Genomic DNA, 25107 nt, shown 5'->3' with positions numbered 1-25107 from the left:
TGCGTTGTCATGGTGTGGATCGGGACTGCCTCGGCTCGCCCCGTCGTTATACACCAGCTTATTCAAAAACTTTCTTGCCGTTGCGCACGAACGGCATTTTCACCACACGCACCTCGGTCAGCGTGCCGCGCAGGTCAACCTGGGCAGTGGCGCCGGTGGCAGCCGGTACGCGGGCGATGGCGATGGAGTGTTTCAGGGTCGGCGAGAAAGTGCCGCTGGTGATGATGCCTTCCTGGCCATCGACGACCACTTTCTGGCCTTCGCGCAGCACGCCGCGGCCTTCCAGCACCAGGCCGACCTGCTTCATCGGGACGCCGGCGGCTTTTTGCGCTGCCAGTGCCTTGCGGCCGATGAAGTCGCGCTCTTCCGGGTTCCAGGCGATGGTCCAGCCCATGCCGGCCTGCAGCGGCGACACGGTTTCGTCCATGTCGTGGCCGTACAGGTTCATGCCGGCTTCCAGACGCAGGGTGTCGCGCGCGCCCAGACCGATCGGCGCCACGCCGGCGGCTTTCAGTTCGTTGAAGAAGGTGATGGCCTGATCGGCCGGGATCATGATTTCGAGGCCGTCTTCACCGGTGTAGCCGGTGCGGGCGTAGAACCAGTCGCCGGACGGCAGACCCTGGAACACTTTCAGTGCCTGGATGGCGTCGGCCAGGGCGGGCTTGACGGCGCAGACTTTCTCGATGGCTTTCGGGCCCTGCACCGCCAGCATCGCCAGGTCGCGGCGCACCGTAAGCGTCACGTCGAAGCCGGCGGACTGCTTGTCCATCCACGCCAGGTCTTTCTCGGTGGTACCGGCGTTGATCACCATGCGGTAGCCGGTGGCGGTCAGGTATACGATCAGGTCGTCGACCACGCCGCCGTCGTCGTTGAGCATGCCGGAGTACAGCGCCTTGCCTTCGAAGCCGAGCTTGGCCACGTCGTTGGCGATCAGCTTTTGCAGCCAGACCTTGGCGTCGCTGCCGCTGATGTCGACCACGGTCATGTGCGACACGTCGAACATGCCGGCGTCGCTACGCACGATCTCGTGCTCTTTCAGCTGCGAGCCGTAGTGGATCGGCATTTCCCAGCCGGCGAAATCAACCATCTTCGCGCCGGAAGCGACGTGGGCATCAAATAAAGGGGTACGTTTCGGGGCCGTCATTGCAAGTCCTTGGAGTGAGATTTGTCCCTACCTCACACCCCTCTGTCCCTGCACCTGAGATTTTCCGGCATTGCGCCGTTAGCCCCTTCGGTGGGCGCTGTACGCGCCGCTCTCCAGATTCTGCGGGCCGGTTACGGCCCGATTCTTGCAGTCCTTTTGCCTGAGCGATTGCGGGTGCACTTGCGCCTTCGGCGGCGGCGTCCGGTTTGGCCCGGCGCGGCTCTCTCCTGCGGAATGGGCGCATTATCAGCGCAGCCATGGCGCTTGGCAAGTCGGGTTTTGCAACAGGATCAGGTACTTGGCGCAAAGAAGGTTGGCCGCAACGCCGGAAGGGCTTTGCGGCCAACCTTTTAGCGGCGTTTTATGCTTTTAAGATATTTTCACGCAGTTGCCACAAATACACCGGCAGCCCGGCCAGCAGCAACAGCACACCCCACATCACCACCTCGGCCCCGGAGCCGAAAATGGTCCACAGCGCGAACACGAAGCCGCCGCCGGAGAACGCCAGCGGCGCCAGCCAGTCGCGGGGATGGAACTGGCGGTGGCGCTGCAGCATCACCGCCAGCAGCGCCATCGCGCAGAACGCGTACGGCAGCAAGGTGGTGGCGGTGGCCAGCAAAATCACGAACTCGAATATCTGCACCCCGCTGTCGCCGCCGGCGTACTTACACGCCAGCAGGATGGTGACCAGCAGCGTGGACAGCAGCAGGCCGACGATGGGCACGCCGGCGCGGTTCTCGCGCTTGAAGAAGGCCGGGAACAGCTTGTCGCGCGCGGCGGCGGCCGGGATGTGGCCCTGCATCAGGCACCAGCCGTTGAGCGCGCCAAAACAGGAAATCACCGCACCGAGGCCGACGGCGTAGTACGCCCACTCGCCCCACAGGCTGCGTGCGGCATCGGCAAACGGTGCCGCCGATGCGGCCAGCGTCGCCGCCGGCATCAGCCCCTGCAACGCGACGGTGCTGGCGATGTACAGCGCGGCGGCGAGCAGCGTGCCCAATACCGTGGCGCGCGGGATGGTGCGCTCCGGCCGGTCTACATCACCGGCCGGCACCGACGCCGACTCCAGCCCGAGAAAGGCCCACAGCGTCAGCGCCATGGTCGCCGGGATCGCCTCCGACAGCGGCTTGTGCTGCGGGTTGAACACGACAAAATCGGGGTTCAGGTACAGCAGGCCGGCGACGGTGACCCCGGCCAGCGGCAGCAGCTTGATCAGGGTGGTGACGATGGCCACGCGGCCGGAGCTTTGCGCGCCGCGGCTGTTGATCCACGTCACCAGCCAGATCAGGCCGATGGCGGTGGCGCCGGCGGCGAGGTTGCTGTGGTTCAGCTGCGGGAAGAACACCCCCAGATAGCTGACGCCGGCCACGGTCAGCGCGGCATTGCCGGCCCACAGCGCGATCCAGTAACCCCAGGCGATGAGGAAGCCGGCGAAATCGCCAAAGCCTTCGTGGATGTAGGCGTACGGGCCGCCGGCCTTGTGCGGCAGCAGCGACGCCAGCCGAGCGAACACCAGCGCCAGGCAGATCGCGCCCAGCGAGGTGATGACCCAGCCGATCAGCGAGGCGCCGCCGTACTGCGCCAGCGACGCCGGCAGCAGGAACACGCCGGAGCCGATCATGTTGCCCACCACCAGCGCGGTGCACATCCAGATGCCGAGTTTGCCTTTGGCGGCGGGTTGCGGAGCGTGACTCATGCGGTCCTCCGTGCGGAAGAACGCTGACGCCAGCGGGGAAACGGGCACGGCGCGGCGGCCGTGCAAGCGATGAAATCCTGCATGATGGGTTGAGGGTCCTGAATGGGGCGGCGCGGCCGCTGTTGCTCTGTCTGCGTGCCGCCGCCGGGCAGCGGCACCCTGGCAACCTGTTCCGGTTGCTCTGCCATGACAAACGGGCCTCGAAAGAGGCCCGTCTGGCGGAAGGCTGGCGATTGTATACCAGGATCACTATGCAATGACGATAGGTCCGGCCGGCACCCGCGCCAGCTGCCAGTTGCCGCGCGCCCACTGCCACAGCTCGGCCACCTCGCCCGCCTCTGGCGGCGGCGCATGCCCCAGCCGCGTCAGCGCCTGCCGCAGCCCGGCGGCGGCCGACCTGGCGTCGATCGCCGGCGCCAGCGTCTGCTTCGACAGCTTCTCGCCGGCGGCGTTGACCATCAGCGGCAGGTGGCAGTGCGTCACCGCCGGCCCGCCCAGCTTCTGCCGCAGCCACAGCTGGCGCGGCGTCGACACCAGCAGGTCGGCCCCGCGCACGATGTCGGTCATGCCCTGCGCGATATCGTCCACCACCACCGCCAGCTGGTAGGCCCAGAAGCCGTCGGCACGCAGCAGCACGAAATCGCCGATCTCGCTTTGCAGCCGCTGGCCGTACTCGCCCTGCAGCCGGTCGTGAAACGCGGTGCGGCTGTCGTCCACCCGCAGCCGCCACGCCCGTGCGCTGCGCCCCGGTGCCACGCCGTGACGGCAGGTGCCGGGATAGACCATGCCGTCGGCGCCGTGATGGCCGGCGGCGGCAATCTCCTTGCGCGTGCAGGCGCAGCCGTAGGCGTCGCCCTGCGCCACCAGCTGCGCCAGCGCCGCGCGGTACAGCTCGTGGCGATCATGCTGGTACACCAGCTCGCCGTCCCACTCGAAGCCGAACGCCTGCAGCGTGCGTAGGATGGCGTCGGCGGCACCGGCCATCTCGCGCGGCGGGTCGAGGTCTTCCATGCGCAGCCACCACTCGCCGCCGTGACGTTTGGCTTCCAGATAGCTGCCGACCGCGGTGGTCAGCGAGCCGGCGTGCAACAGGCCGGTGGGGCTGGGTGCAAAGCGGCCGCGATAGGGCAAAACGGGAACGGGGGCAGTGACGGACATGGCAGGAGCAGCGAAAATAGAGAGATACGACTAAAATATTGACTAAACAACTCAAGCATTACCCCGGACACCCACCATCAAAGGAGCGCGCCCAGATGACGCACGTTGTAACCGAAGCCTGTATCAAATGTAAATACACCGACTGCGTCGATGTCTGTCCGGTGGACTGCTTCCACGCCGGCCCCAATTTCCTGGTGATCGATCCCGACGAGTGCATCGACTGCACGCTGTGCGTGGCGGAGTGCCCGGCGGAGGCGATCTTCGCCGAGGAAGACCTGCCGCCCGACCAGCAGGATTTCGTCGCCATCAACGCCGAGCTGACGCCGCTGTGGCCGGTGCTGTCCGCCAAGATCGACGCGCTGCCCGACCACGCCGACTGGCTGCCGGTGAAGGACAAGCGCCACCTGCTGGAACGCTGAACGGCAGCACGCCGCCGTTGCCCGCCCGCGCCGGCTGACAACGCAGCGACGCGTCACCAGCAGCAGCTGCGGCCAACGTTGGCCGCAGCCGGTCGCGCCATGCGACAATGGCCGGCCATTTCCTTAGCCTGACACCACCATGTCCGATCATCCTGCCGCCATCCTGTTGATGGGCCCCACCGCCTCCGGCAAGACCGGCCTCGCGCTGGCGCTGGCCGAGCGCTTCCCGGTCGAAATCATCAGCGTCGATTCCGCCCTGGTCTACCGCGACATGGACATCGGCACCGCCAAACCGACCGCGGCGGAGATGGCGCAGTGCCCGCACCACCTGATCGACATCATCGACCCCACGGACGCCTACTCCGCGGCGCAGTTTCACGCCGACGCCAACCGCCTGATCGCCGACATCCACGCGCGCGGCAAGCTGCCGCTGCTGGTCGGCGGCACCATGCTCTATTTCAAGGCGCTGACCGACGGCCTGTCCGACCTGCCGCAGGCCGATCCGGCGCTGCGCCAGCAGCTGGAAGCCGACGCCGCCCGCCTCGGCTGGCCGGCCATGCACGCGCGTCTCGCTACCCTCGACGCCGTCACCGCCGCCCGCCTCGCCCCCAATGACTCGCAACGCATCCAGCGCGCGCTGGAAATCTGCCTGCTCAGCGGCGAGACCATGTCGGCGCTGCTGGCACGCGGCCGCGACGACGCCGCGCGCGGCAACCTGCTGCGGCTGGCACTGAATCCGGACGAACGCAGCTGGCTGCACCAGCGCATCGCGCTACGCTTCCACATCATGCTGGAGCAGGGTTTCCTCGACGAAGTCAGCCGCATCCGCGAACGTTGGCCGCAGCTGTCGCTGGAGCTGCCGTCGATGCGCTGCGTCGGCTACCGCCAGGCGTGGGAATACCAGGACGACCTGTACAGCCACGCCGAATTCGTCGAGCGCGGCATCGCCGCCACCCGCCAGCTGGCCAAGCGCCAGATCACCTGGCTGCGCAGCATGGCGGCGGACAACCTGAACCTGGCCGCCGACCACGACGACATCCTGAGCCCGGCCTGCCACGCCATCGAACACTGGCAGGCGACGCAGCGACAGGACTGAGCGGCGACAGTCGTTAGAGCCGTTAACAAAACCTCGCAGAGCACCTGAGCTAAGGCGCGCCGACGCAGACAGTACAAGTCGTACGGCAAGGAGGCGCAACGCAGGATCAGGGGGTTTGTTAGCGGCTCTTAGTCCGCCGCCAGCAAGGCCAGTGCCTGCCCAGTGCTCAACACCCGCGCATACTCGCCATCCAGATTCGCCAGCGCCATCGCGTGCACCTCGTCCGCGTTGCGCGGCGTGCCGTGGTAGTCAGCCCTGGCGAAGGCGAAACAGGCGTCGCTGACCACCAGGGTGTCGAAGCCGAGATTGCCGGCACTGCGCGCGGTCGATTCCACCGAGTTGTTGGTGCTGACGCCAACCAGCAGCAGACGGCGAATCCCGCGCACGTGCAGCCAGTGCTCCAGCGCGCTGTGGGTGAAGGCATCGGGCACGTTCTTCTCGAACACCATCTCGCTGTCCAGCGGCTGGAAAGCCGGCTGGAACGCAGCGCCGCTCTGGCCGGGCCAGAACAGCGAGCCCGGCTTGCGCGACATGTGGCGCACGTGGATCACCTTCTGCCCGGCCGCGCGCCAGGCGGCGAGCAGGCGCGCGATATTGGCCTCCGCCTGCGGATTGTTGCGCTCGCCGGCCTGTGGCATGGCCATCGCCTGCTGCATGTCGATGATCAGCAAGGCCGGGATCTGTTTTGTCATTATCGGTTTTCCGTGATTAAAAATTTCGCGGCCAAACCTGGCCGCGCTTCGTTCAGGACGGCAGCACCCAATCCTGCCGCAGCAAGGAAAACGCCAGCAGGTCATGATATTGTCCGAGCCAGAATCCGGCCTCGCGCAAACGCCCTTCCTGCACAAAGCCCAAACCCTGCAGCAGGCGGATGGACGGCAGATTGTCCGGGTGGACCTGTGCCTCGATACGGTTAAGCGCCATGTTCGCAAAGCCCCAGTCCAGCGCCAGCTGCAACGCCTCGCGCATCATGCCCTGCCCGCGATAAGCCGGCGCCAGCTCGTAACCGAGCGTGCAACTGCGCCAGCCGCGATTCCACTTGAACAGGCCGCAGCTACCCGCCAGTTGCTGATCGGCCCGTGATTCGACAGCCCAGCGCCGCCACGGACTGGGCAGCTGCTGCCAGCCGATAAAGACCGCCACCTGCGCCTCGGCCTGTGCCAGCGTCTGCAGCGGCTCGGTGCCGAACCATTGCATGGACACGGCATCGCGGTAGATATCAAACAGTGCCGGCGCATCCTGAGGCCGGAATTCGCGCAACGTCAGCCGTGCTCCCTGCAGCGCGGGGAAAGCGCTCATTCCGGCGCCTTGCTGTCCAGCCAGATGGTGACCGGGCCGTCGTTGACCAGCGCCACCTGCATGTCGGCACCGAACACCCCGGTCGGCACCGGCTTGCCCAGCGCCGCACCCAGCAACTGCACGAATTCGTCGAACATCGGCGACGATTGCTCCGGCCGCGCCGCACGGCTGTAGCCGGGGCGGTTGCCCTTCTTGGTGGTGGCGAACAGGGTGAACTGGCTCACTGCCAGCACTTCGCCGCCGCAGTCGAGCAGCGAGCGGTTCATCACGCCGTCGTCGTCGTTGAAAATGCGCAGCTGGCTGATCTTCTTCACCAGCCACTCGCTGTCGGCGCGGCTGTCCGGCGCCTCGATGCCGACCAGCAACAACAGCCCGGCCCCGATCGCGCCGGTGATCCGGCCGTCGACGGTGACCGACGCCTCGCGCACTCTTTGTACCAATACTCGCATCATCCCTCCTGAAAAGCGTTTCGGCTCTGCGTTACAATCCCTGCCATTGCGCGTGACAAGGATTGCTATGTTAATGGTTATTTCTCCGGCGAAAACGCTGGATTTCGACACCCCGCCGCGGACGGTACCGTACACGCAGCCGGATTTCCTCGATCACAGCATGGCGCTGATCCGCGTGCTGCGCGACAAGTCGCCGGCCGATATCGGCCAGCTGATGGGCATCAGCGATGCGCTGGCACAGCTCAACGTCGGCCGCTACCACGACTGGCAGCCGGATTTCACGCCGGACAATGCCAAGCAGGCGGTGCTGGCGTTCATGGGCGATGTCTACGAGGGGCTGGATGCGGCGTCGCTGGATGCGAGCGAGCACGACTACCTGCAGCGCCACCTGCGCATCCTGTCCGGGCTGTACGGCCTGCTACGGCCGCTGGACCTGATGCAGCCGTACCGGCTGGAGATGGGCACCCGCCTCGCCAATCCGCGCGGCAAGAACCTGTACGAGTTCTGGGGCACGCTGATCACCGAGGCGCTGAATCGCGAGCTGGAGAACGAGGCGGCACCAGTGCTGGTCAACCTCGCCTCCGACGAGTACTTCAAGTCGGTGAAGCCGAAGCAACTGCAGGCCCGCATCATCACCCCGGTGTTCCAGGACCTGAAAAACGGCCAGTACAAGATCATCAGCTTCTACGCCAAGCGCGCGCGCGGGCTGATGGCGCGCTGGGCGACGCAGCGGCAGGTGACGGACGCCGAGCAGTTGAAGGCGTTCGACAGCGAGGGCTACGCCTTCGTGCCGGAGCTGTCCGATGCCCGGACCTGGCTGTTCCGCCGCGATCCTGCAGCGCAATAAGCTGAGTGGGAAACGACGCAGGAAACCACGCGGCCACCTGCTTGCGGCCAACGTTGGCCATGCGCTGCAACGCGAAAGGAGTCCCCGATGCAAGGCAGCTGCCTGTGCGGCACCGTCCGCTATGAAGTCGACCGGCTCGATGGGCCGATCGCGCATTGCCACTGCCTGACCTGCCAGAAGGCGCACGCGGCGGCATTCGCCAGCACCGCCGGCGTGCTGCGCCAGCACTTCCGCTGGCTGACCGGGCAGCCGGCGCTGGGCAGCTATGAGTCGTCGCCGGGCAAGCTGCGCCACTTCTGTACCCGCTGCGGCAGCCAGCTGGTGGCGGAGCGCACCGGCCAGCCGCAAGTCATCGTGCGCGTGGCGACGCTGGACGACGACCCCGGCGTCAGCCCGCAGCAGCACATCTGGTGCAGTCACGACCGGCCGTGGCTGGCAAGCGACGGGCTGCCGCACCATGCGGCGTGGCAACCGGGCCGCGAATGACGGTTGCGGCCAACGTTGGCCGCAAGCGCGGCCGGCGTCAGCCGTGTACCGCGTTGTCCAGCACCGCACCGCTGGCAAAGGCCTGCACATTGCCCAGCGTGGTGCGGGCGATATTGTCCAGCGCCTCGCGGGTGAGGAAGCCCTGGTGCGAGGTAATCAGCACATTGGGGAAGGTCAGCAGCCGCGCCAGCTGGTCGTCCTGCAGCCCGGCCTCGGACAGGTTTTCAAAGAACACGCCCTCCTCCATCTCGTAGACATCCAGCCCCACCCCGCCAAGGCGACCGTCCTTCAGCGCCTCGATCAGCGCCGGGGTATCGATCAGGCCGCCGCGGCTGGTATTGATCAGCAGCGCGCCGCGCTTCATCTGCGTCAGGGTGGTGGCGTCGATCAGGTGCCGCGTCGCCGGCAGCAGCGGCAGGTGCAGGCTGACGACGTCGGATTCGGCCAGCAGCGTGGCGCGGTCGACATAGCTGAAGCCGAGCTGATTGGCCAGCAGCCGGTCCTGCGCCACGTCGTGTGCCAGCACGCGCATGCCGAAGCCGCGGGCGATGCCGATCGCCGCCTCGCCGATGCGGCCGGTGCCGATCACGCCGAAGGTCTTGCCGTGCAGGTCGAAGCCGACCAGCCCGTCCAGCGAAAAGTCCATCTCGCGCACCCGCACGTAGGCCTTGTGAATGCGGCGGTTGACCGCCAGCAGCAGCGCGAACGCGTGCTCGGCCACCGCGTGCGGCGAATACGCCGGCACCCGCACCACGCGGATGCCGTGCCGGCTACAGGCCGCCAGGTCGACACCGTTGAAACCGGCGCAGCGCAGCGCCACCAGCCGCGTGCCGCCGGCGGCCAGGCTGGCCACCACCGCCGCGTCCAGCCGGTCGTTCACGAACGGACACACCACCTCGAAGCCGGCGGCCAGCGCCACGGTGTCGCCATTGAGGCGCGGCTCGAAAAAGCTCAGCGCAAAACCGTAATCATGATTTGCTAAGGTCAGCGCCTGACGATCGTATTGCTTGCTATCGAAAACGGCGATTTTCATGTTCGGTCTCTCCATGCTGTATCGGATTCGATACAAATCCGCCGTATCAAACGGCACCATTCATTAAAAGCCACTGCAATAACCCCGATGATTTTAAACAGGAAAATCAGAGTCGCGCAGCCTTGATCCAGATCAAGCGGATAAATGGCACGCTCCATGACGTGGTTATACCATGCGTGGCTTGCAGCGTTATCCACCTCCACGATTGCCTAGCCGTCTCAGTGTCCGAATCATGAAAAAGAATCTGCCAGTCCATGATATTGAAGTGCCGTTTACCAGCGGCCTCATTGTTACCCAAACCGATCTCAAGGGCAGCATCACCTACGCCAACGACAGCTTTGTCCAGCTGTCCGGCTTCAGCCGCGAGGAGTTGCTCGGCCAGAACCATAACATCGTGCGCCATCCGGACATGCCACCGGTGCTGTTCGAGGACCTGTGGCAGACGGTGAAGCGCGGCGACTGCTGGCGCGGCCTGGTCAAGAACCGCTGCAAGAACGGCCACTACTACTGGGTCGACGCCTTCGTGGTGCCGGTGAAGGAACGCGGCGCCGTCCGCGGCTACATGTCGGTGCGCAGCCCGGCGCGGCCGGAGGCGGTGCGCGAGGCGAAACTGCTGTATCCACAATTGATGCAGGGCAAGCCGCTGGCCAAGGCCAAGGCGCCCGGCCGCACGCTGGCCTGGTTCCGCCGCATCCATGTCGCCCTGAGCACGGTGCTGGTGCTTGGCGCCGGCGTGCTGACCGGCGGTGTCGCCGGCGGCGTGATCATCGGCGCCAGCGCGCTGTCGACGCTGGGCTGGCTGCTGGCGGAAAAACACCGTCGCGACCACCAGCAGCACCTGCTGGACAGCTGCATGAACATCTCCGAAGGTCGCCTCACCAACGAGCTGGCCATCAACCGCGCCGGCGAACAGGGCAAGCTGGAAACCGCGCTCGCCTACATGCAGGTACACCTCAAGGTAATGCTGGACGAGTTGCAGATGACCGCGCGCGCGCAGGCGGAGGAAACCATACACATGCAGCAGCGCATCGCCGAGCTGTTCAACCGCATGGCCGCCGGCAACGAAAGCGTCAGCCAGATCAGCAGCGCGGTGGAAGAGCTGTCCGCCTCCATCGAACAGGTGGCCGGCCACGCCGAGGAAACCGCCCGCCTCAGCATCGACACCAGCAGCAGCGTGGCGCAGAGCAATGCCGACATGAACACCTCGCAGCAGCGCACGCTGGCGGCGAGCCAGTCGGTGGAGCAGGCGCAGCACATCATTACCGACCTGGCCAGCGCCATCGACAGCATCACCCAGGTGACGCAGACCATCCACGACATCGCCGACCAGACCAACCTGCTGGCGCTGAATGCGGCGATCGAGGCGGCGCGTGCCGGCGAGTCCGGCCGCGGCTTCGCCGTGGTCGCCGACGAGGTACGCAAGCTGGCGGAACGCACCAGCCTCAGCACCGACCAGATCAAGCAGCTGATCCACAATGTGCGCGAGGCGGCCAACAGTACCGTCAGCGCCATCGCCACCATCACCGAGCAGACCCGAGCCGGCGCCGAGGCGCAGCTGCGCACCACCGCCAAGCTGCAGGGGGTGCAGGACAGCTCGCACAGCGTCAACCAGATGATGCAGGCCATCGCCGGCACCAACGCGCAGCAGTCTGCCGCCGCCGCCCACCTCGCCGAGCGCATGGCCCACATCGCCGAGCAGTTTGCCGAGTCGCACCAGCACATCCGTTCCGCCAATCACGGCATCGAGAAGCTGGCCGACCAGGCGGCGCGGGTCTCGGCGCTGGCCGCCCACTTCGAGGTGGAAGCGGACACCCAGCCCGCCTGAAGCCGACGCACGCCCCCCGCTGCCGCGACGGCGGCAGCGGGGGTTTTTGCGTGCAAAAAGCCGTTGCCATTGCCTTTGCCGCTGTCAGATACTAGCTTGTCATTGATATCCGACATTAAACGAAGGGAACAACATGTCCGTACTGAAAGAGTTTCGCGAGTTTGCCATGCGTGGCAACGTCATCGATCTGGCCGTTGGTGTCGTCATCGGCGGTGCTTTTGGTACCATCGTCAAGTCGCTGGTTGATGACGTAATCATGCCGCCGATCGGCCTGCTGATCGGCAACGTCGACTTTGCCAACCTGTTCTTCGTGCTGAAGGAAGGCGCCAAGGCGGCACCGTACGCGTCGGTGGCGGCGGCGAAGGAAGCCGGTGCGGTGACGCTGAACATCGGCCTGTTCATCAACGCGCTGGTCAGCTTCACCATCATCGCCTTTGCCATCTTCATGCTGATCAAGACGTTGAACAAGCTGCAACGCCCGGCGCCGGCGGCACCGGTGGAAATCACCACCAAGGAGTGCAGCTACTGCCTGTCCAGCATTCCGCTGAAGGCGACGCGCTGCCCGCACTGCACCTCGCAACTGGGCTGATCCGGCACAAGGTTGGCCGCACGCTTGCGGCCAACCTTGAAGCGCCTGCCGCCATCGCGTACAATCCGCCTCGTCCTGAGGGAGTAGCCGCTCTGCATTACTGACAGAGGCTTGCGTCAACACACTTGGTTCGCCGGGCAATCCGGCAGCACCATGGCGCAAACAGCCGCAAGGCCTGGCAAGACTCATGATTTTCCGGTGCGTAGCGGGGGCTGCGGCAGCGGAGAATCATGTTGTCCGCGCAGCCCCCCGGATCATTTCATGGAAGCCTTCCTGCTCTCTACCGGCATCGTCGCCCTGGCCGAAATCGGCGACAAGACCCAGCTGCTCGCGCTGCTGCTCGCCGCCCGTTTCAAGAAACCGCTACCCATCATCGCCGGCATTTTCGTGGCCACCGTGCTCAACCATTTTGCCGCCGCCTGGCTCGGCCAGATTGCGTCGGCCTACATTACCGACAACCTGCTGCGCTGGGTGCTGGGCATCTCCTTCATCGCCATGGCGCTGTGGATGCTGATTCCGGACAAGCTGGATGACGATATGCCGCTGCTGGACCGCGTCGGCGTGTTCGGCGCCACCGTGATCGCTTTCTTCATGGCCGAGATGGGCGACAAGACGCAGATCGCCACCGTGGCGCTGTCGGCCCGCTTTGACGCACTGCCGGCGGTGGTGATGGGCACCACGCTGGGCATGATGATCGCCAACGTGCCGGCGGTACTACTGGGCGAAGTGGCCGCGCGCAAGCTGCCGGTGGCCACCGTGCACCGCATTGCCGCCTGTATCTTCGCGGTGCTGGGGGTGGTCACCCTGGTCGGCTTCTAAGCCGCCGCGCCGCCATAAAAAAAAGCCGGATCACTGCTCGTGATCCGGCTTTTTGCCATTAGCGTCAGCGCTGGCGTCCTTCGCGGATGCCGGCACGCAGCGTCGCCATCTGCTGCCGGAAATGGCGGCAGTTCTGGCACAGCAGCAGGTGGAACTGCAGGCTGACCTGTTCATAGCGGCTGAGCTTGCGATCCATGGCGTCGGATATCAGCCGGCTGGCCTCGCGGCAACTGAGCATCATGCGTTTTCCCCCTGCAGCCAGCGCAGCTGCAAACATTCGCGCAGGCTCATCCGTGCGCGATACAGCATCACCGAACAGTTGGTCGCGCTGATCTCCAGATTCTGACAAATTTCGCTGATGTCCATGTCCAGCACCTCACGCATGGCAAACACCAGCGCGGTACGCCGCGGCATCGCCTCGGCACAGCGCGCGTACACCTGCCAGAACTGGGCGGCCAGCAGCGACTGTTCCGGCGCGCCCCAGGCGCTGATTTTTTCCTGCCAGTGGCCGCTGGCGCTGAACAGGCCGTCCAAGTCACTATCGTCAAGATCCTCGGACAGGTCGGTGGCCACCTCGCGGTGCTGCTTGCGTACGATGTCGATCAGCTTGAAGCGCAGGATGGACGTCAGCCAGGTGCGCAGGCTGGCCTTGCCGGCAAAGCGCTCGCGCGCCTCCAGCGCCGCCAGCAGCGCATCCTGTACCGCGTCCTCGGCAGCGGCACTGTCGCGCAGCTGTGCCAGCGCAAAGCGCAGCAGGTAGGGCCGTTCGGCCTCGATCTGTTCAACACTGGGCGGCATGCCGGCTCCCGCGGTTAACGACGGGCACAGTATTCCACGGCTTCGGACAAGCGTTCCACCCCGATCACCTCCAGCCCGTCGATGGCCTGGCGCGGCTTGTTGGCCGCCGGCACGATGGCGCGCTCGAAACCGAGCTTGGCCGCCTCTTTCAGCCGCTCCTGGCCGCGCGTCACCGGCCGTACCTCGCCGGACAGGCCGACCTCGCCGAACACCACCAGCTTCTCCGGCAGCGACTTGTTGCGCAGCGAGGACACCATTGCCAGGATCACCGCCAGGTCGGCGGCCGGCTCGTTGATCTTGACGCCACCCACCGCATTGAGGAACACATCCTGATCGAAGCAGGCGATGCCGGCATGGCGGTTGAGCACCGCCATCAGCATCGCCAGCCGGTTCTGCTCCAGCCCGACGGTCAGGCGCTTGGGCTGGAAGCCGTGGGCATCGTCGACCAGCGCCTGGATTTCCACCAGCAACGGCCGCGTGCCCTCCTGCGTCACCAGCACGCAGGAGCCGGACACGTCGTCGCGGTAGCTGGACAGGAAGATCGCCGACGGGTTGGACACCCCCTTCAGGCCGCGATCGGTCATCGCGAACACGCCCAGCTCGTTGGCAGCGCCGAAACGGTTCTTGATGGCGCGGATCATGCGGTAGCTGGAGTGACTGTCGCCCTCGAAATAGAGCACGGTATCGACGATGTGCTCCAGCACGCGCGGCCCGGCCAGCGAGCCTTCCTTGGTGACATGGCCGACCAGGATGATGGTGATGCCGCTCTGCTTCGCCATCCGCGTCAGCTGGGCCGCGCACTCGCGCACCTGCGACACCGAGCCGGGGGCCGAGGTCACCTGGTCGGAATACAGCGTCTGGATCGAGTCGATCACCGCCACTTCCGGCATCTCGGTCTGCAGCGTGGCGAGGATGGATTCGAGGCGGATCTCCGAGAGCAAGCGCACCCGCGCCGCGTCCACCGCCAGCCGCGAGGCGCGCAGCGCGATCTGCTGCGGCGATTCCTCGCCGGACACGTACAGCACCTTGCGTGTCGAGCCGATGGCGGACAGCGCCTGCAGCAGCAGCGTGGACTTGCCGATGCCGGGATCGCCGCCGAGCAGCACCACCGCGCCCTTGACGATGCCGCCGCCGAGCACGCGATCCAGCTCCTCGATGCCGGACGGCTCGCGCGGCACCTCCGCCGCCTGCACCTGCGACAGCTGCTGCACCGGCTGCGTCTGCGCCGTCCAGCTCTGGTAGCGGGCGTTGGCCACCGGGGCCGGCGCGGCCACGGTTTCGGTCAGCGTGTTCCATTCGCCGCAGTGCGGGCACTGGCCCTGCCATTTGGACGAGCTGCCCGCGCATTGCGTGCATTGATAGAGGGTCTTGTTGAATTTGGCCATGGCGTCTTCAAAAAATGACAAAACCCGTTAGTGCCGGCACTAGCGGGTTGAAACAGGAAATGCGGGGCTTCCCCGCGAGCTGCGTAGCAGGGGTGATTATTTCTTGACCACGGCGGCCGGCTTGCCGAAGGAATCCTCCTGCCCTGCGGCCACCGGCGGCGCACTCTGCTCGTTGATCAGGCTGAGCAGACGCTGCTCCGAGGGCGACGGGCCGCTGGGTTTGGGCTTCGCTTCGGACTGTTCGTTGCGGCGGATGGTCGACAGGATCGCTTCCACTTGCGGATCGTTGCGCGCCAGTTCGTCGGCTTCATCGCTGGTCAGTGGGTGCCGCTTCGCCAGCGGTGCCAGCGAGGCTACGGCTGGCTCATTTTTTTTTTGAGCGGCATGTTCCGCCGTTTTTGCACTGCTGCTGTCGACCGCGGCCAGCGGCGCGGACAAGTCCGGCGCCGGCTCCGGTGGCGGCTCCATGGTCTCCAGCTTGTTCTTGGCCATGTATTCGTGCATCTCGCGCCAGCCGGCGTAGATCTGCGCCTTGTCCGCGTCCGGATTGCGGGTGTAGCACGTCTCCAGCGAGCGGCCGGTCTGGCGGCAGGCGGCGCCGATGGCCTTGTTGGCCTCGGCGGCCAGGCCACTGACATTCATTACCCAGTTACAGCCGCTCAGCAGCGCCAGCGCTGGTAATAACAGATAGGCACGCATACTTGTCCTTGTGGTTTACGACGGACGCAGATCCAGCTCGATGATCTCGCCGCTGCGGCCAGCACTGGCCTGTCCCAGCCAGTACAGCATGTGCGGCATCAGTGCCGCCAGTTCACCGCGCTCGCTCTTGGCTTCGCCCGGATGGGTACGGGTGCGCTGCGGCGAGTTGACCGGCCCCGGCACCAGCAGGTTGGCGCGCAGCTGCGGCCACACGTCCCACTCGTTGGCCGCGACTTTCACCAGATAGCCCAGCCCGGCCTTGGAGGCGCCAAAGGCACCCCAGAACGGCCCCGGACGCTGACCGTGGGTCTCGCCGACGAACACCACGCTGGCGTCGGCCGCCTGCTTCAACAGCGGCAGACAGGCGCGGGTCAGCGCGAACGGCGCCACGGTGTTGATGCGGTACTGGTTCATCCACTCGTCGATGCGCTGGTCCACCAGCGGCGACAGCGCATAGAAGTGCGAGGCGCAGTGCACGATGCCGTCCAGCCGTCCCACAGCCTGCTTGATCTGGAACGCCAGGGTATTGAATTCGTCGTCGCTGGCCTTGAGCAGGTCCAGCGGAATCGCCAGCGGCTCCGGCAGGCCGGCCGCCACGATCTCGTCGTACACCTTTTCCAGGCCCTTCACGCTGCGCGCCAGCAGTACCACGGTGGCGCCATGGCGCGCGGCGGCCAGCGCCGTCTCGCGGCCGATGCCTTGCGTTGCCCCGGTCACCAGCACCACGCGGCCGGCGAGATAATCTTTGTCAAACGTTTGCATCATGTTCTTTTTTCCAGTCCTGCATGAGGGCATGGGCGCTGGCGATGCCGCTACGGACGGCGCCTTCGAGCGTCGCCGGATAGTCGGCACACAACCAGTCACCCGCGAGATAGCCGGATTTTACGCCAAGTCGCGGCGCCGGGCGCGCAAGGCCAACGTTGGCCGCAAAGGTGGCGCGCTGTTCGGTGATCTGCCAGCTGTCCTTAAGCTGCGGCAAGTCCGGCACGTGCTGCTGCAATTCGGCCAGCACCCGCGCCGTCAGTTCCGCGCGCGACAGCGTGTCGTGCTCGCCGGCGGCGCTGATCACCACCGCCACCAGGCCGGCCTCGCCGGTCAGCGCCTCGCGGTCGAACCACCACTGGCCGATGCCGTGCTGCAAACCGGTCATCGCCTGCGGCAGACGCACCCTGCCCTCGAAACGCAGGTATAGGGTCGTTATCGGCTGGTATTGCCACGCCTTGAGCATGGCGGACAGTTTTTCGTCCGCCGCCAGCGCGGCGGCGTGATACGGCGCGGTGGCAATCAACACCACATCGAACGCGTCGCCGTCCACCAGCGGCCGCGCCGCGTGCCAGTCGATGTGCCGCACCCGCTGCCCGAGGCGCAGCTGCGCGCCGGCGCCGGCCAGCCATTGCAGCGCCGGCTCGGCAAACAGCGCGCTCAGGTCGGTGCGCGGCAGCAGCAGGCGGCTGGCGTTAGCTTGCGCCGCGCCAAGGCTGTCGCGCAGCACATTGGCCAGCAGCTGCATCGACGCCTGCGCCGGCGGTGTATTCAGCGTCGCCAGGATCAGCGGCGTCCAGAAGCCGTCCAGCAGCGCCTGCGACTGGCCACGCTGCCGCAGCCAGTCCAGCGCCGCGACATCGTGCCCGATCTGCCAGCGCCGCACCCTGAGCTGGGTCAATAGCCGTGCCAGTGCCAGCTTGTCGCGCCAGCCCAGCCCCCTGGCGCGACACAGCCCGGCCAGCATATGCCACGGCGCCGGCCAGTCCGGGCAGTGCAGCTGCACGCCGTCGATCTGGTGCCAGCGCAGCGGCTGGCTGGCCAGTGCCTGCGCCGGATCGACGCCCACCTGAAGCATCAGGCGCAAGCTTTCGCGGTAGGCGCCGATCAGGATGTGCTGGCCGTTGTCCAGCGCCATGCCGTCCAGCGGTACGCGGCGGGCACGGCCGCCGGCCACCTTTCCGGCCTCGAACAGCACAAGGTTGGCCGCAGGCGCCAGCGTGATGGCGGCGGCGAGGCCGGCCCAGCCGGCGCCGATAATGGCGACGCGTGGTTTCAAGGCTTGTAGCCGAAGGTCCAGGTTTTCCACGCCAGCCATAGCTTGCGCCCCGGCGACAGCGACAGCCGCTGGTTCAGCACCTTGCCCGGGCCGTCCAGCGCGATTTCGTCCAGCGTGGCGCGGTAGATCGCCGCCATCACCAGGCCGATGCGCTGCGCCTTGCGGTCGGCCGCCGGCAGCAGCTCCCACGCCTTGCGGTAGTGCTGGTGCGCGCGCTCGATCTGGAAGCGCATCAGTTCCTCGAACTGCGGCGATTCGCGATAGGCCAGCACCTCGGACGCCGGCACGCCGAAGCGCTGCAGGTCTTCCACCGGCAGGTACAGCCGGCCGCGGCGCGCGTCCTCGCCGACATCGCGGATGATGTTGGTGAGCTGGAACGCCAGCCCCAGCTCGTGCGCGTATTTCAGCGTGGCGCGGTCGGTATAGCCGAAAATCTGTGCCGACAGCTGGCCGACCACGCCGGCGACGCGGTGGCAGTACAGCTGCAGGTCGGCAAAACGGTTGTAGCGCGGCACATCCAGATCCATCTGCATGCCGTCGATGATCTCCGCCAGCCACGCCTGCGGCAGCTCGAAGCGCGCCACGTGCGGCTTGAGTGCCAGCATCACCGGATGGCTGGGCGTGCCGTGGTACAGCGCCGCCAGCTCGCTGCGCCACCAGGCCAGCGTGGTGCGCGCCACATTGTCGTCGTGGATCTCGTCCACCACGTCGTCCACCTCGCGGCAGAACGCGTACAGCGCCACCATCGCATCGCGCTGTTGCGGCGGCAGGTAACGGAAGCTGGCGTAAAAGCTGGAGCCGCTCTTGGCGGCCTTGTCTTCACAGTATTGCTGCGGGGTCACGCCCGTCTCCTCTTGTTTTTGCCGGAACGCGCGCTCAGCGCCTTCCAGATGATCGCCAGCCAGTCACGGCTGGTCAGCACCGGTCGCTGCGTGAATACGTCACCGCGCGCGTCGTGTATCTTTTTCAGGATGCGCTCGCCGCCGAGCACGATCAGGCGCAGCTCCCAGCCCAGCCGCCCCTTCAGCTTCAGCGCCAGTGGCGAGCCAGCCTCCAGCATGGCGAGCGCCCGCTTCACTTCCTTGTCCATCAGCATCGGCCACACCCCGCCGGCGTCGCCGCGCGCGATCTGATCTTCGCTGACGCGGAATCGGGCCAGATCGTCCTGCGGGATGTAGACGCGGCCCTTTTGCCAGTCGACGGCCACGTCCTGCCAGAAGTTGATCAGCTGCAGCGCGGTGCAGATGCCGTCCGACATCGCCAGGCTGCGCGGGTCACGCTCGCCGTACAGCGCCAGCATCAGGCGCCCGACCGGGTTGGCCGAGCGGCGGCAGTAGTCGACCAGCTCGGCAAAGTCCTGGTAGCGCGTCTTGGTCACGTCCTGGCTGAACGCCGACAGCAGGTCGTAAAACGGCGCCAGCGGCAGTTGGTAGGCGGCGATCACCCGCGCCAGATCCTGCATCAGCGGCAGCTGCGGCGCGGTGCCGGCCTCGATGCGCGCCAGCTCGTCGCGCAGCGCCTGCAATGCGGCCAACCTTTGCGCCGGCTGGGCATCGCCCTCGTCGGCGATATCGTCGGCATGACGGGCAAAGTGATAGATCACGTGCACCGCGCGGCGCATGCGCCGCGGCAGCAGGAGGGAACCGACCGGGAAATTCTCGTAATGACCAACCGACATTGCCTGCGCACCGCCCGTCAACAAAAGCGGCATTATAAAGCAAGCCGGCGGCGGGCTTGCTTTATTGCGCGGCAGCCGTGCGCCTGCACTGGCGCACCATAAAGCCTGCGCTGGCGTGCTATCCCGCCGGGCAGCGCCTTCCTACGATGACTCCAGGCCATCAGGCTGATAACAAAGGAGACAATCGTGGCAACAATCATCAATCAAGCACTGCGGCACGACGACCCGGACTTCACCCGCAGCGCGGTGCCGGCCGATGCGCGCATGGGGCGGCTGGGGCTGAGCATGGCGTGGTGGTCGGTGTGCAGCGCCATGTTCTGGCTGGTGGTATCGGCCACGCTGGCGCTGAATTACGGCACCGTCAACACGCTGATCGGCCTCGCGCTGTCGGCGCTGTGCTACAGCGTGATCAACGGCATCATCACCCGCTACGCGATACGCAGCGGGCTGTCGGTGGGGCTGTTCTCGCGCATCCTGTTCGGCAATTCCGGCGCCTCGCTGGCGACGCTGATCTTCTTCGCCACCGCCATCTACTACGCGGTGTTCGAGGGCTCGGTGATCGCGGTCGCCATCCAGCACATGTTCCCGGCGCTGTCGATCGAGCACGCCTACCTGCTGGTGGTGGTGTACAGCGTGCCGCTGGTGCTGGGCAGCGTGCAGCGCTGGCTGGACAAGCTCAACGGCGTGCTGCTGCCGTTCTACCTGTCGGGCCTGGCCGCCGCGGTGATCCTGACCATCACCGAATACGGCTACAGCGACGCCTGGCTACAGCTGGCCCCGGCCGACGGGGCTCCGGCGGACGGCTGGTGGCACTGTTTCAGCTACTTCATGGGGGTGTGGATCCTGATGATGTACACCTGGGACTACGCCCGCTTCGGCAAAGCAGAAGACAGCGACTACCACGCCCGTTTCAACTTCGGCCTGCCGTTCTACCTGTTCACCTTCCTGCTTAACGGCGTGGTCGGCATCTTCCTCGCCGCCAGCATTCCGACCACCGGCGGCGTCAGCGAGGTGTCGGTGGTGCTGGCGCTGCTGAAGCTGATGGGCTGGGTCGGACTGGCCTTTGTCTGGGTCAGCCAGACGCGGATCAACACCGCCAACTTCTACCTCGCCACCGTCAACATGCAAACCTTCTTCGACAAGAGCTGCGGCCTGCGCCTGCCCAAGGCGGCGTGGGGCGTGGTGGTCGGCGCCATCGTCTACCTGCTGATGCTGGGCAATGTGTTCAGCGTCATCCTGCAGGCGCTGGCCTACCAGGGCATCTTCGTGGTGGCGTGGGTCGGCATCGCGCTGGCCCACATCCTGAGCCAGCCTGCGGCCAACCTTGCGCCGGACGACAACAAGGCGGTGCGCCGCGAGGGCATCAGCGCCTGGTTTGTCGCCGCCGGCTGCGGCATCGCGCTGCTGGAGAGCGGCGGCCTGCTGGCCAGCTTCTCGGCGCCGGCCACCGCCCTGGTGTCGTTCGGGCTGTACCGCTATCTGCAGCAGCTGTCGCAAAGCCGCCTGGCCGCGGCGCAGGGCGGCTGAGCGCGCCGTTCCCGCTTCATTTTTACCGTCTTCACTCCTCTTTTCCCCGCACCTGGCTGCGGGGTTCTTTTTTGTCGCCGCGCACTGCGCTGGCAGACCAGATTTCGTGCGCGCTGGTGCAAGCCGCTGGCCGGACAAGTTCTTACCGTAGCAGTCAGGCAACAGGCATTGCTGCCCCCCAGAAAACGGAGACACACCATGACACAAGCGCATCAAGTCCCAGCCGCGATCGACCCGATCACGCTGGCCGTGGTCCGCGGCGCGCTGGAAACCGCGCAACGCGAAATGACGCTGACGCTGGAGAAAACCGGCCGCTCCAGCGTGTTCAACCTGGCACACGACTACAGCAACGCGCTGTTCGATAACCTGCCGGAAATGATCCTGCAGGGCCAGGACATCCCCATCCACCTCGGCTCGCTGATCCCGGCGATGAAGGCGGTGGCCGACTTCTTCGGCGACGACATCCACGAGGGTGACGTGATCTACCACAACGACCCGGTGTACCAGGGCAGCCACATCCTCGACTGCTGCATGTACAAGCCGGTGTTTTACCAGGGCGAGCTGGTGTTCTGGGCGGTGTGCAAGGGCCACCTCACCGACATCGGCGGCCCGGTGCCGGCCGGCTACAACCCGGATGCGAAAGAGATCTACGCCGAAGGCCTGCGCATCCCGCCGGTGAAGCTGTGGGACCAGGGCCGCCGCCGCGACGACGTGGTCAACCTGCTGCTGTGCAATATGCGCGCCCGCCGCGACCAGGAAGGCGACCTGAACGCCCAGTTCGGCGCCTGCCGCGTCGGCGAGCGCAACCTGCTGGCACTGCTGGACAAGTACGGCCTCGCCACCGTGCGCGCCGCCATCGCCGAGCTGAAGGACATGGCCGACCGCCACATGCGCTCGCTGATCCGCTCCATTCCCGACGGCACTTACCACGGCGAAGCGGTACTGGAAGACGCCGGCCACGGCTACGGCGAGCTGACCATCCGCACCCAGGTCACCGTCAGCGGCGACAACGTGCACATCAGCGTGCAAAGCCCGCCGCAGATCCCCTACTTCATCAATTCCTACGCCGGCAACTCGATGTCCGGCGTCTACCTCGGGCTGATGATGTTCGCGCAGGTGCCGCCGCCGTACAACGCCGGGCTGTACCGTTGCGTATCGGTCGATCTCGGCGCCCACGGCACGCTGTGCAACGCCGCCGAGCCGGCGCCGCACGTCAACTGCACCACCACGCCGATGGAAACGCTGACCGACGCGGTGCGCATGGCGTTCGAGGCCGCCGCGCCGGAGCGCGTCACCGCCTCCTGGGGCCACGCCAGCGGCATCAACATCGCCGGCATCAACCCCGCCACCGGCGAACAGTACGTGACCATGGTGCTGGCCTCGATCATCTCCGGCGCCGGCGCCACCCAGTACATGGACGGCTGGCACGCCTGCGGCCCGCTGTGCTGTTTTGGCGCGCTCAGCTCCGGCGACATCGAGCTGCTGGAATACGCCTACCCGATCATCATCCACCGCTACGGCCTGCTGCAGGACAGCGGCGGCGCCGGCACGCACCGCGGCGGCAGCGGCACGGTGTGGGAAGTGGAACCGCGCGGCCACGACATGACGGTGATCGCCTTCGGCGAAGGCCGCCAGATCCCGACCATGGGTGCCGCCGGCGCGCACGACGTGCTGATCGACAAGAAGCTCGGCCGCCTGGAAGTGGAACACGACGGCGCGCTGACCGTGCACCGCCACAACGTGATCACCACCCTCAAGCCCGGCCAGCGCGCGCGCAACATCAACCCCGGCGGCGGCGGCTACGGTCTGCCGTGGCAGCGACCGCCGGCACAGGTGCTGGCCGACCTGAAGAACGGGCTGATCTCAAGGTTGGCCGCACGCGAGGAATACGGCGTGATCATCACCGATGACAGCCTGCATATCGACGACGCCGCCACCGCCGCGCTGCGTCAGCAACTGAACCTGGGAGCACAAGCATGAAACAGCGATTCCGTTTGGGCGTGGACGCCGGCGGCACCTTTACCGACTTCGTGCTGGCCGAGCACAACGGCCCGCTACGCCTGTTCAAGAGTCCGTCGACGCCAGACGACGGCACCCGCGCCATCGCCGCCGGCCTGCAGCAGATGGCCGAGGCGCTGGACATGCCGGTTGGCGACATCATCCAGAACTGCGACCTGTGCATCAACGGCACCACCGTGGCGCTGAACGCGCTGATCGAGCTGAAAGGCGTGAAGGTGGGCCTGCTGTGCACCGCCGGCCACGAGGACAGTATCGAGATCCGCCTCGGCCACAAGGAAGAAGGCTACCGCTACGACGCCAGCTACCCGCCGGCACCGCAGCTGGTGCCGCGCCACCTGCGCCGCCCGGTGCGCGGCCGCGTGCTGGCCGACGGCAGCGAGCACGAGGCGCTGAACGAGGACGACATCCTCGCCGCCATCGAACACTTCCGCGCCGAGGGCGTCGAAAGCGTGGCGATCTCCTTCGTGTGGTCGGTGCGCAACCCGGCCCACGAGCAGCGCGCCCGCGAGCTGGTGGCACAGCACCTGCCCGGCGTGTTCGTGTGCAGCGGCAGCGAGGTCTACCCGCAGGTGCGCGAGTACACCCGCACCTCCACCACCATCGTCAACGCCTACCTCAGCCCGGTGATGGGCCGCTACGTGCAGCGCATCGACCAGTTCTTCGCCGAGCTGGGCGCCCACAGCCCGGTGCGCTACTTCCAGTCCAACGGCGGGCTGGCGGTCGGCAACATCATGCGAGAGCGGGCGGTGAACGCGATCAACTCCGGGCCGGCGTCGGCGCCGCAGGCCGGGCTGTACATCGCCCGCCCGTTCGGCATCGACAACGTAATCACCGTCGACATGGGCGGCACCTCGTTCGACATCACGCTGGCCAAGGACGGCCAGACCAACCTCAACCGCAACATCGACTTCCTGCGCCACCGCATCGGCGTGCCGATGATCCACGTCGAGACGCTGGGCGCCGGCGGCGGCTCCATCGCCCACATCAATACCTTCGGCATGCTGGAAGTCGGCCCGCACAGCGCCGGCGCCAGCCCCGGCCCGGCCTGCTACGGCAAGGGCGGCGAGCGCGCCACCGTCACCGACGCCAATCTGGCGCTGGGCTATCTGCGCCCGGACGCGGTGCTGGGCGGCAGCATCCGCCTCGACCAGCCGAAGGCGCGTGCCGCGATTGCGGCCAACGTGGCCGAACCGCTGGGCATCAGCGTCGAGCGCGCCGCCTACGGCATCAGCACGCTGGTGAACATGAACATGGCCAACGGCATCCGCCGCATCTCTATCGAACAGGGCTACGACCCGCGCGACTTCGCGCTGATCTGCGCCGGCGGCGCCACCGGCATGCACATCACCGCGCTGGCGGAGGAGCTGGGCATCCACACCGTGCTGGTGCCGAAATTCGCCTCCTGCCTGTGCGCCTTCGGCCAGGTGATTTCCGACGTCAAGTACAACTTCCTCGCCAGCGCGCCGATGCGGCTGCACCGCGAGGCCGATCTCGCCACGCTGAACCGGCTGTTCGACGACATGGAAGCCAAGGGCCGCAGCCACCTGCGCGCCGACGGTTTTGACGACGACAAGATCCGCGTGCACCGCAGCCTGGAGATGCGCTACCAGGGCCAGATCCACGAGTGCACGGTGGAGATCGCCAACGGCGAGATCACGCCAGACGGCGCCGAGCAGATCCTGCAGGCCTTCCACCACCGCCACGAGGCGCTGTTCACCTATGCCGAGCCGCACAACCCGGTGGAACTGGTCAACCTGGAGTGCACCGTCAGCGGCCTGGTCGACAAGCCGGCGCTGCCGAACCTGGCATCCGGCGAGGATGGCGTGGCGCAGGCGCACGACGGCTTCCGGGCGATGCTTTTTGACGACAGTGGCCGCTGGGTGGAAACGCCGGTCTATCGCGGCGAACAACTGAAGGCCGGCAACCGTATCGTCGGCCCCGCCGCCATCGAGGAGCCGACCACCACCGTCATCATCCGCCCCGGCTGGCAGGCGGTGCTGCACGAGTCCGGCAGTTATCAACTGACACGCTGGGCAGAATAGGCAATGATGCAATGTCGACTGCGGCCAACGTTGCAGTCGGCCCATGTGATGAGCGCCG

The 25107-nt window shown here is 66.4% G+C and carries 25 protein-coding genes and 3 riboswitches; of the genes, 10 read left to right on the top strand and 15 right to left on the bottom strand.

Annotated elements, in window-relative coordinates; genetic code table 11:
- Positions 1 to 58 precede the first annotated feature (58 nt).
- From gcvT to gluQRS, 3 genes are all read right to left on the bottom strand, one after another.
- Positions 59 to 1144 (bottom strand): glycine cleavage system aminomethyltransferase GcvT, encoded by a 1086-nt coding sequence (gcvT, locus tag C8E02_RS13955; protein WP_120811642.1) that lies wholly within the window; start codon positions 1142 to 1144, stop codon positions 59 to 61.
- A 32-nt stretch (positions 1145 to 1176) separates the two neighbouring features.
- Positions 1177 to 1271: riboswitch (glycine riboswitch) on the bottom strand.
- 11 nt (positions 1272 to 1282) lie between these two features.
- Positions 1283 to 1384: riboswitch (glycine riboswitch) on the bottom strand.
- 121 nt (positions 1385 to 1505) lie between these two features.
- On the bottom strand, positions 1506 to 2840 hold the full coding sequence (locus C8E02_RS13950; protein WP_120811640.1) for an amino acid permease: 1335 nt from the start codon (positions 2838 to 2840) through the stop codon (positions 1506 to 1508).
- A 249-nt stretch (positions 2841 to 3089) separates the two neighbouring features.
- The gene (gene gluQRS / locus C8E02_RS13945) at positions 3090 to 3998 is read right to left on the bottom strand and encodes a tRNA glutamyl-Q(34) synthetase GluQRS (RefSeq protein ID WP_120811637.1); all 909 of its coding nucleotides are present in this window, start codon (positions 3996 to 3998) and stop codon (positions 3090 to 3092) included.
- A gap of 95 nt (positions 3999 to 4093) precedes the next feature.
- Here gluQRS and fdxA point away from each other — a divergent pair, with 95 nt between their 5' ends.
- Together fdxA and miaA are read left to right on the top strand one after the other, a co-directional pair.
- Positions 4094 to 4417: a ferredoxin FdxA gene (fdxA, locus tag C8E02_RS13940; protein WP_120811634.1), complete on the top strand. Its 324-nt coding sequence runs from the start codon at positions 4094 to 4096 to the stop codon at positions 4415 to 4417.
- Between the two features lie 139 nt (positions 4418 to 4556).
- Positions 4557 to 5513, top strand: coding sequence for a tRNA (adenosine(37)-N6)-dimethylallyltransferase MiaA (gene miaA / locus C8E02_RS13935; RefSeq protein ID WP_120811632.1), 957 nt, complete (start codon positions 4557 to 4559; stop codon positions 5511 to 5513).
- A gap of 128 nt (positions 5514 to 5641) precedes the next feature.
- Here miaA and C8E02_RS13930 read toward each other — a convergent pair whose 3' ends face one another.
- The 3 genes from C8E02_RS13930 to dtd are packed head-to-tail and all read right to left on the bottom strand — an operon-like array spanning position 5642 to position 7261.
- A complete protein-coding gene (locus C8E02_RS13930) occupies positions 5642 to 6205 on the bottom strand; it encodes a cysteine hydrolase family protein (protein ID WP_120811629.1) in 564 nt (187 codons plus the stop codon).
- A 52-nt stretch (positions 6206 to 6257) separates the two neighbouring features.
- Positions 6258 to 6812: a GNAT family N-acetyltransferase gene (locus C8E02_RS13925; protein ID WP_120811627.1), complete on the bottom strand. Its 555-nt coding sequence runs from the start codon at positions 6810 to 6812 to the stop codon at positions 6258 to 6260.
- Complete coding sequence (gene dtd / locus C8E02_RS13920; RefSeq protein ID WP_120811909.1) at positions 6809 to 7261, bottom strand: D-aminoacyl-tRNA deacylase; 453 nt, start codon at positions 7259 to 7261, stop codon at positions 6809 to 6811. The genes C8E02_RS13925 and dtd overlap by 4 nt, the downstream gene beginning before the upstream one ends.
- A gap of 67 nt (positions 7262 to 7328) precedes the next feature.
- On the opposite strand from dtd, the gene yaaA reads away from it, so the two are divergent.
- On the top strand, positions 7329 to 8108 hold the full coding sequence (yaaA, locus tag C8E02_RS13915; RefSeq protein ID WP_120811624.1) for a peroxide stress protein YaaA: 780 nt from the start codon (positions 7329 to 7331) through the stop codon (positions 8106 to 8108).
- A gap of 87 nt (positions 8109 to 8195) precedes the next feature.
- Positions 8196 to 8594 (top strand): GFA family protein, encoded by a 399-nt coding sequence (locus C8E02_RS13910; protein WP_120811622.1) that lies wholly within the window; start codon positions 8196 to 8198, stop codon positions 8592 to 8594.
- A gap of 37 nt (positions 8595 to 8631) precedes the next feature.
- Here C8E02_RS13910 and C8E02_RS13905 read toward each other — a convergent pair whose 3' ends face one another.
- Positions 8632 to 9627 (bottom strand): 2-hydroxyacid dehydrogenase, encoded by a 996-nt coding sequence (locus C8E02_RS13905; RefSeq protein WP_120811619.1) that lies wholly within the window; start codon positions 9625 to 9627, stop codon positions 8632 to 8634.
- Positions 9628 to 9859: 232 nt separating this feature from the next.
- On the opposite strand from C8E02_RS13905, the gene C8E02_RS13900 reads away from it, so the two are divergent.
- From C8E02_RS13900 to C8E02_RS13890, 3 genes are all read left to right on the top strand, one after another.
- Entirely contained in the window at positions 9860 to 11452 is a 1593-nt protein-coding gene (locus C8E02_RS13900; RefSeq protein ID WP_120811617.1) for a methyl-accepting chemotaxis protein, read from the top strand.
- Between the two features lie 133 nt (positions 11453 to 11585).
- Positions 11586 to 12041 carry a large-conductance mechanosensitive channel protein MscL gene (mscL, locus tag C8E02_RS13895; protein WP_120811615.1) on the top strand — a complete coding sequence of 152 codons (456 nt, stop codon included), beginning with the start codon at positions 11586 to 11588 and terminating at the stop codon, positions 12039 to 12041.
- 74 nt (positions 12042 to 12115) lie between these two features.
- Positions 12116 to 12297, top strand: a riboswitch (yybP-ykoY riboswitch).
- Between the two features lie 5 nt (positions 12298 to 12302).
- Positions 12303 to 12860, top strand: a complete 558-nt coding sequence (locus tag C8E02_RS13890; RefSeq protein WP_047967202.1) for a TMEM165/GDT1 family protein — start codon at positions 12303 to 12305, stop codon at positions 12858 to 12860.
- A gap of 64 nt (positions 12861 to 12924) precedes the next feature.
- Here the strand turns inward: C8E02_RS13890 and C8E02_RS13885 are convergent, their stop codons facing one another.
- The 8 genes from C8E02_RS13885 to hpnC form a co-directional block, all read right to left on the bottom strand.
- The gene (locus C8E02_RS13885; RefSeq protein WP_202902739.1) at positions 12925 to 13101 is read right to left on the bottom strand and encodes a zf-HC2 domain-containing protein; all 177 of its coding nucleotides are present in this window, start codon (positions 13099 to 13101) and stop codon (positions 12925 to 12927) included.
- A complete protein-coding gene (locus C8E02_RS13880; protein WP_120811612.1) occupies positions 13098 to 13658 on the bottom strand; it encodes a sigma-70 family RNA polymerase sigma factor in 561 nt (186 codons plus the stop codon). Before C8E02_RS13880 ends, C8E02_RS13885 begins: the two co-directional genes overlap by 4 nt.
- A 14-nt stretch (positions 13659 to 13672) precedes the next feature.
- Positions 13673 to 15043 (bottom strand): DNA repair protein RadA, encoded by a 1371-nt coding sequence (radA, locus tag C8E02_RS13875; RefSeq protein WP_120811609.1) that lies wholly within the window; start codon positions 15041 to 15043, stop codon positions 13673 to 13675.
- Positions 15044 to 15139: 96 nt separating this feature from the next.
- Positions 15140 to 15742, bottom strand: coding sequence for a hypothetical protein (locus tag C8E02_RS13870; RefSeq protein WP_047967205.1), 603 nt, complete (start codon positions 15740 to 15742; stop codon positions 15140 to 15142).
- Between the two features lie 15 nt (positions 15743 to 15757).
- Positions 15758 to 16507 carry an SDR family oxidoreductase gene (locus C8E02_RS13865; protein ID WP_047967206.1) on the bottom strand — a complete coding sequence of 250 codons (750 nt, stop codon included), beginning with the start codon at positions 16505 to 16507 and terminating at the stop codon, positions 15758 to 15760.
- The gene (gene hpnE, locus C8E02_RS13860; protein ID WP_245961161.1) at positions 16491 to 17783 is read right to left on the bottom strand and encodes a hydroxysqualene dehydroxylase HpnE; all 1293 of its coding nucleotides are present in this window, start codon (positions 17781 to 17783) and stop codon (positions 16491 to 16493) included. The genes C8E02_RS13865 and hpnE overlap by 17 nt, the downstream gene beginning before the upstream one ends.
- Complete coding sequence (hpnD, locus tag C8E02_RS13855; protein ID WP_120811604.1) at positions 17780 to 18625, bottom strand: presqualene diphosphate synthase HpnD; 846 nt, start codon at positions 18623 to 18625, stop codon at positions 17780 to 17782. Before hpnD ends, hpnE begins: the two co-directional genes overlap by 4 nt.
- The gene (hpnC, locus tag C8E02_RS13850; RefSeq protein WP_120811602.1) at positions 18622 to 19461 is read right to left on the bottom strand and encodes a squalene synthase HpnC; all 840 of its coding nucleotides are present in this window, start codon (positions 19459 to 19461) and stop codon (positions 18622 to 18624) included. The genes hpnD and hpnC overlap by 4 nt, the downstream gene beginning before the upstream one ends.
- 186 nt (positions 19462 to 19647) lie before the next feature.
- On the opposite strand from hpnC, the gene C8E02_RS13845 reads away from it, so the two are divergent.
- The 3 genes from C8E02_RS13845 to capA all read left to right on the top strand — a co-directional run bounded on the left by C8E02_RS13845 (position 19648) and on the right by capA (position 25049).
- Complete coding sequence (locus C8E02_RS13845) at positions 19648 to 20988, top strand: purine-cytosine permease family protein (protein WP_211329253.1); 1341 nt, start codon at positions 19648 to 19650, stop codon at positions 20986 to 20988.
- 198 nt (positions 20989 to 21186) lie between these two features.
- On the top strand, positions 21187 to 22968 hold the full coding sequence (gene capB / locus C8E02_RS13840; RefSeq protein ID WP_120811599.1) for a caprolactamase subunit beta: 1782 nt from the start codon (positions 21187 to 21189) through the stop codon (positions 22966 to 22968).
- Positions 22965 to 25049 (top strand): caprolactamase subunit alpha, encoded by a 2085-nt coding sequence (gene capA, locus C8E02_RS13835; RefSeq protein ID WP_120811596.1) that lies wholly within the window; start codon positions 22965 to 22967, stop codon positions 25047 to 25049. The genes capB and capA overlap by 4 nt, the downstream gene beginning before the upstream one ends.
- Positions 25050 to 25107 lie beyond the last annotated feature (58 nt).

Origin of the sequence: Vogesella indigofera (assembly GCF_003633895.1) — a bacterium.
In the GTDB taxonomy this organism is placed as follows: Bacteria; Pseudomonadota; Gammaproteobacteria; order Burkholderiales; family Chromobacteriaceae; genus Vogesella; species Vogesella indigofera.
The sequence above is the reverse complement of the archived record's forward strand: the minus strand, read 5'-3'. Positions and strand labels throughout refer to the sequence as shown.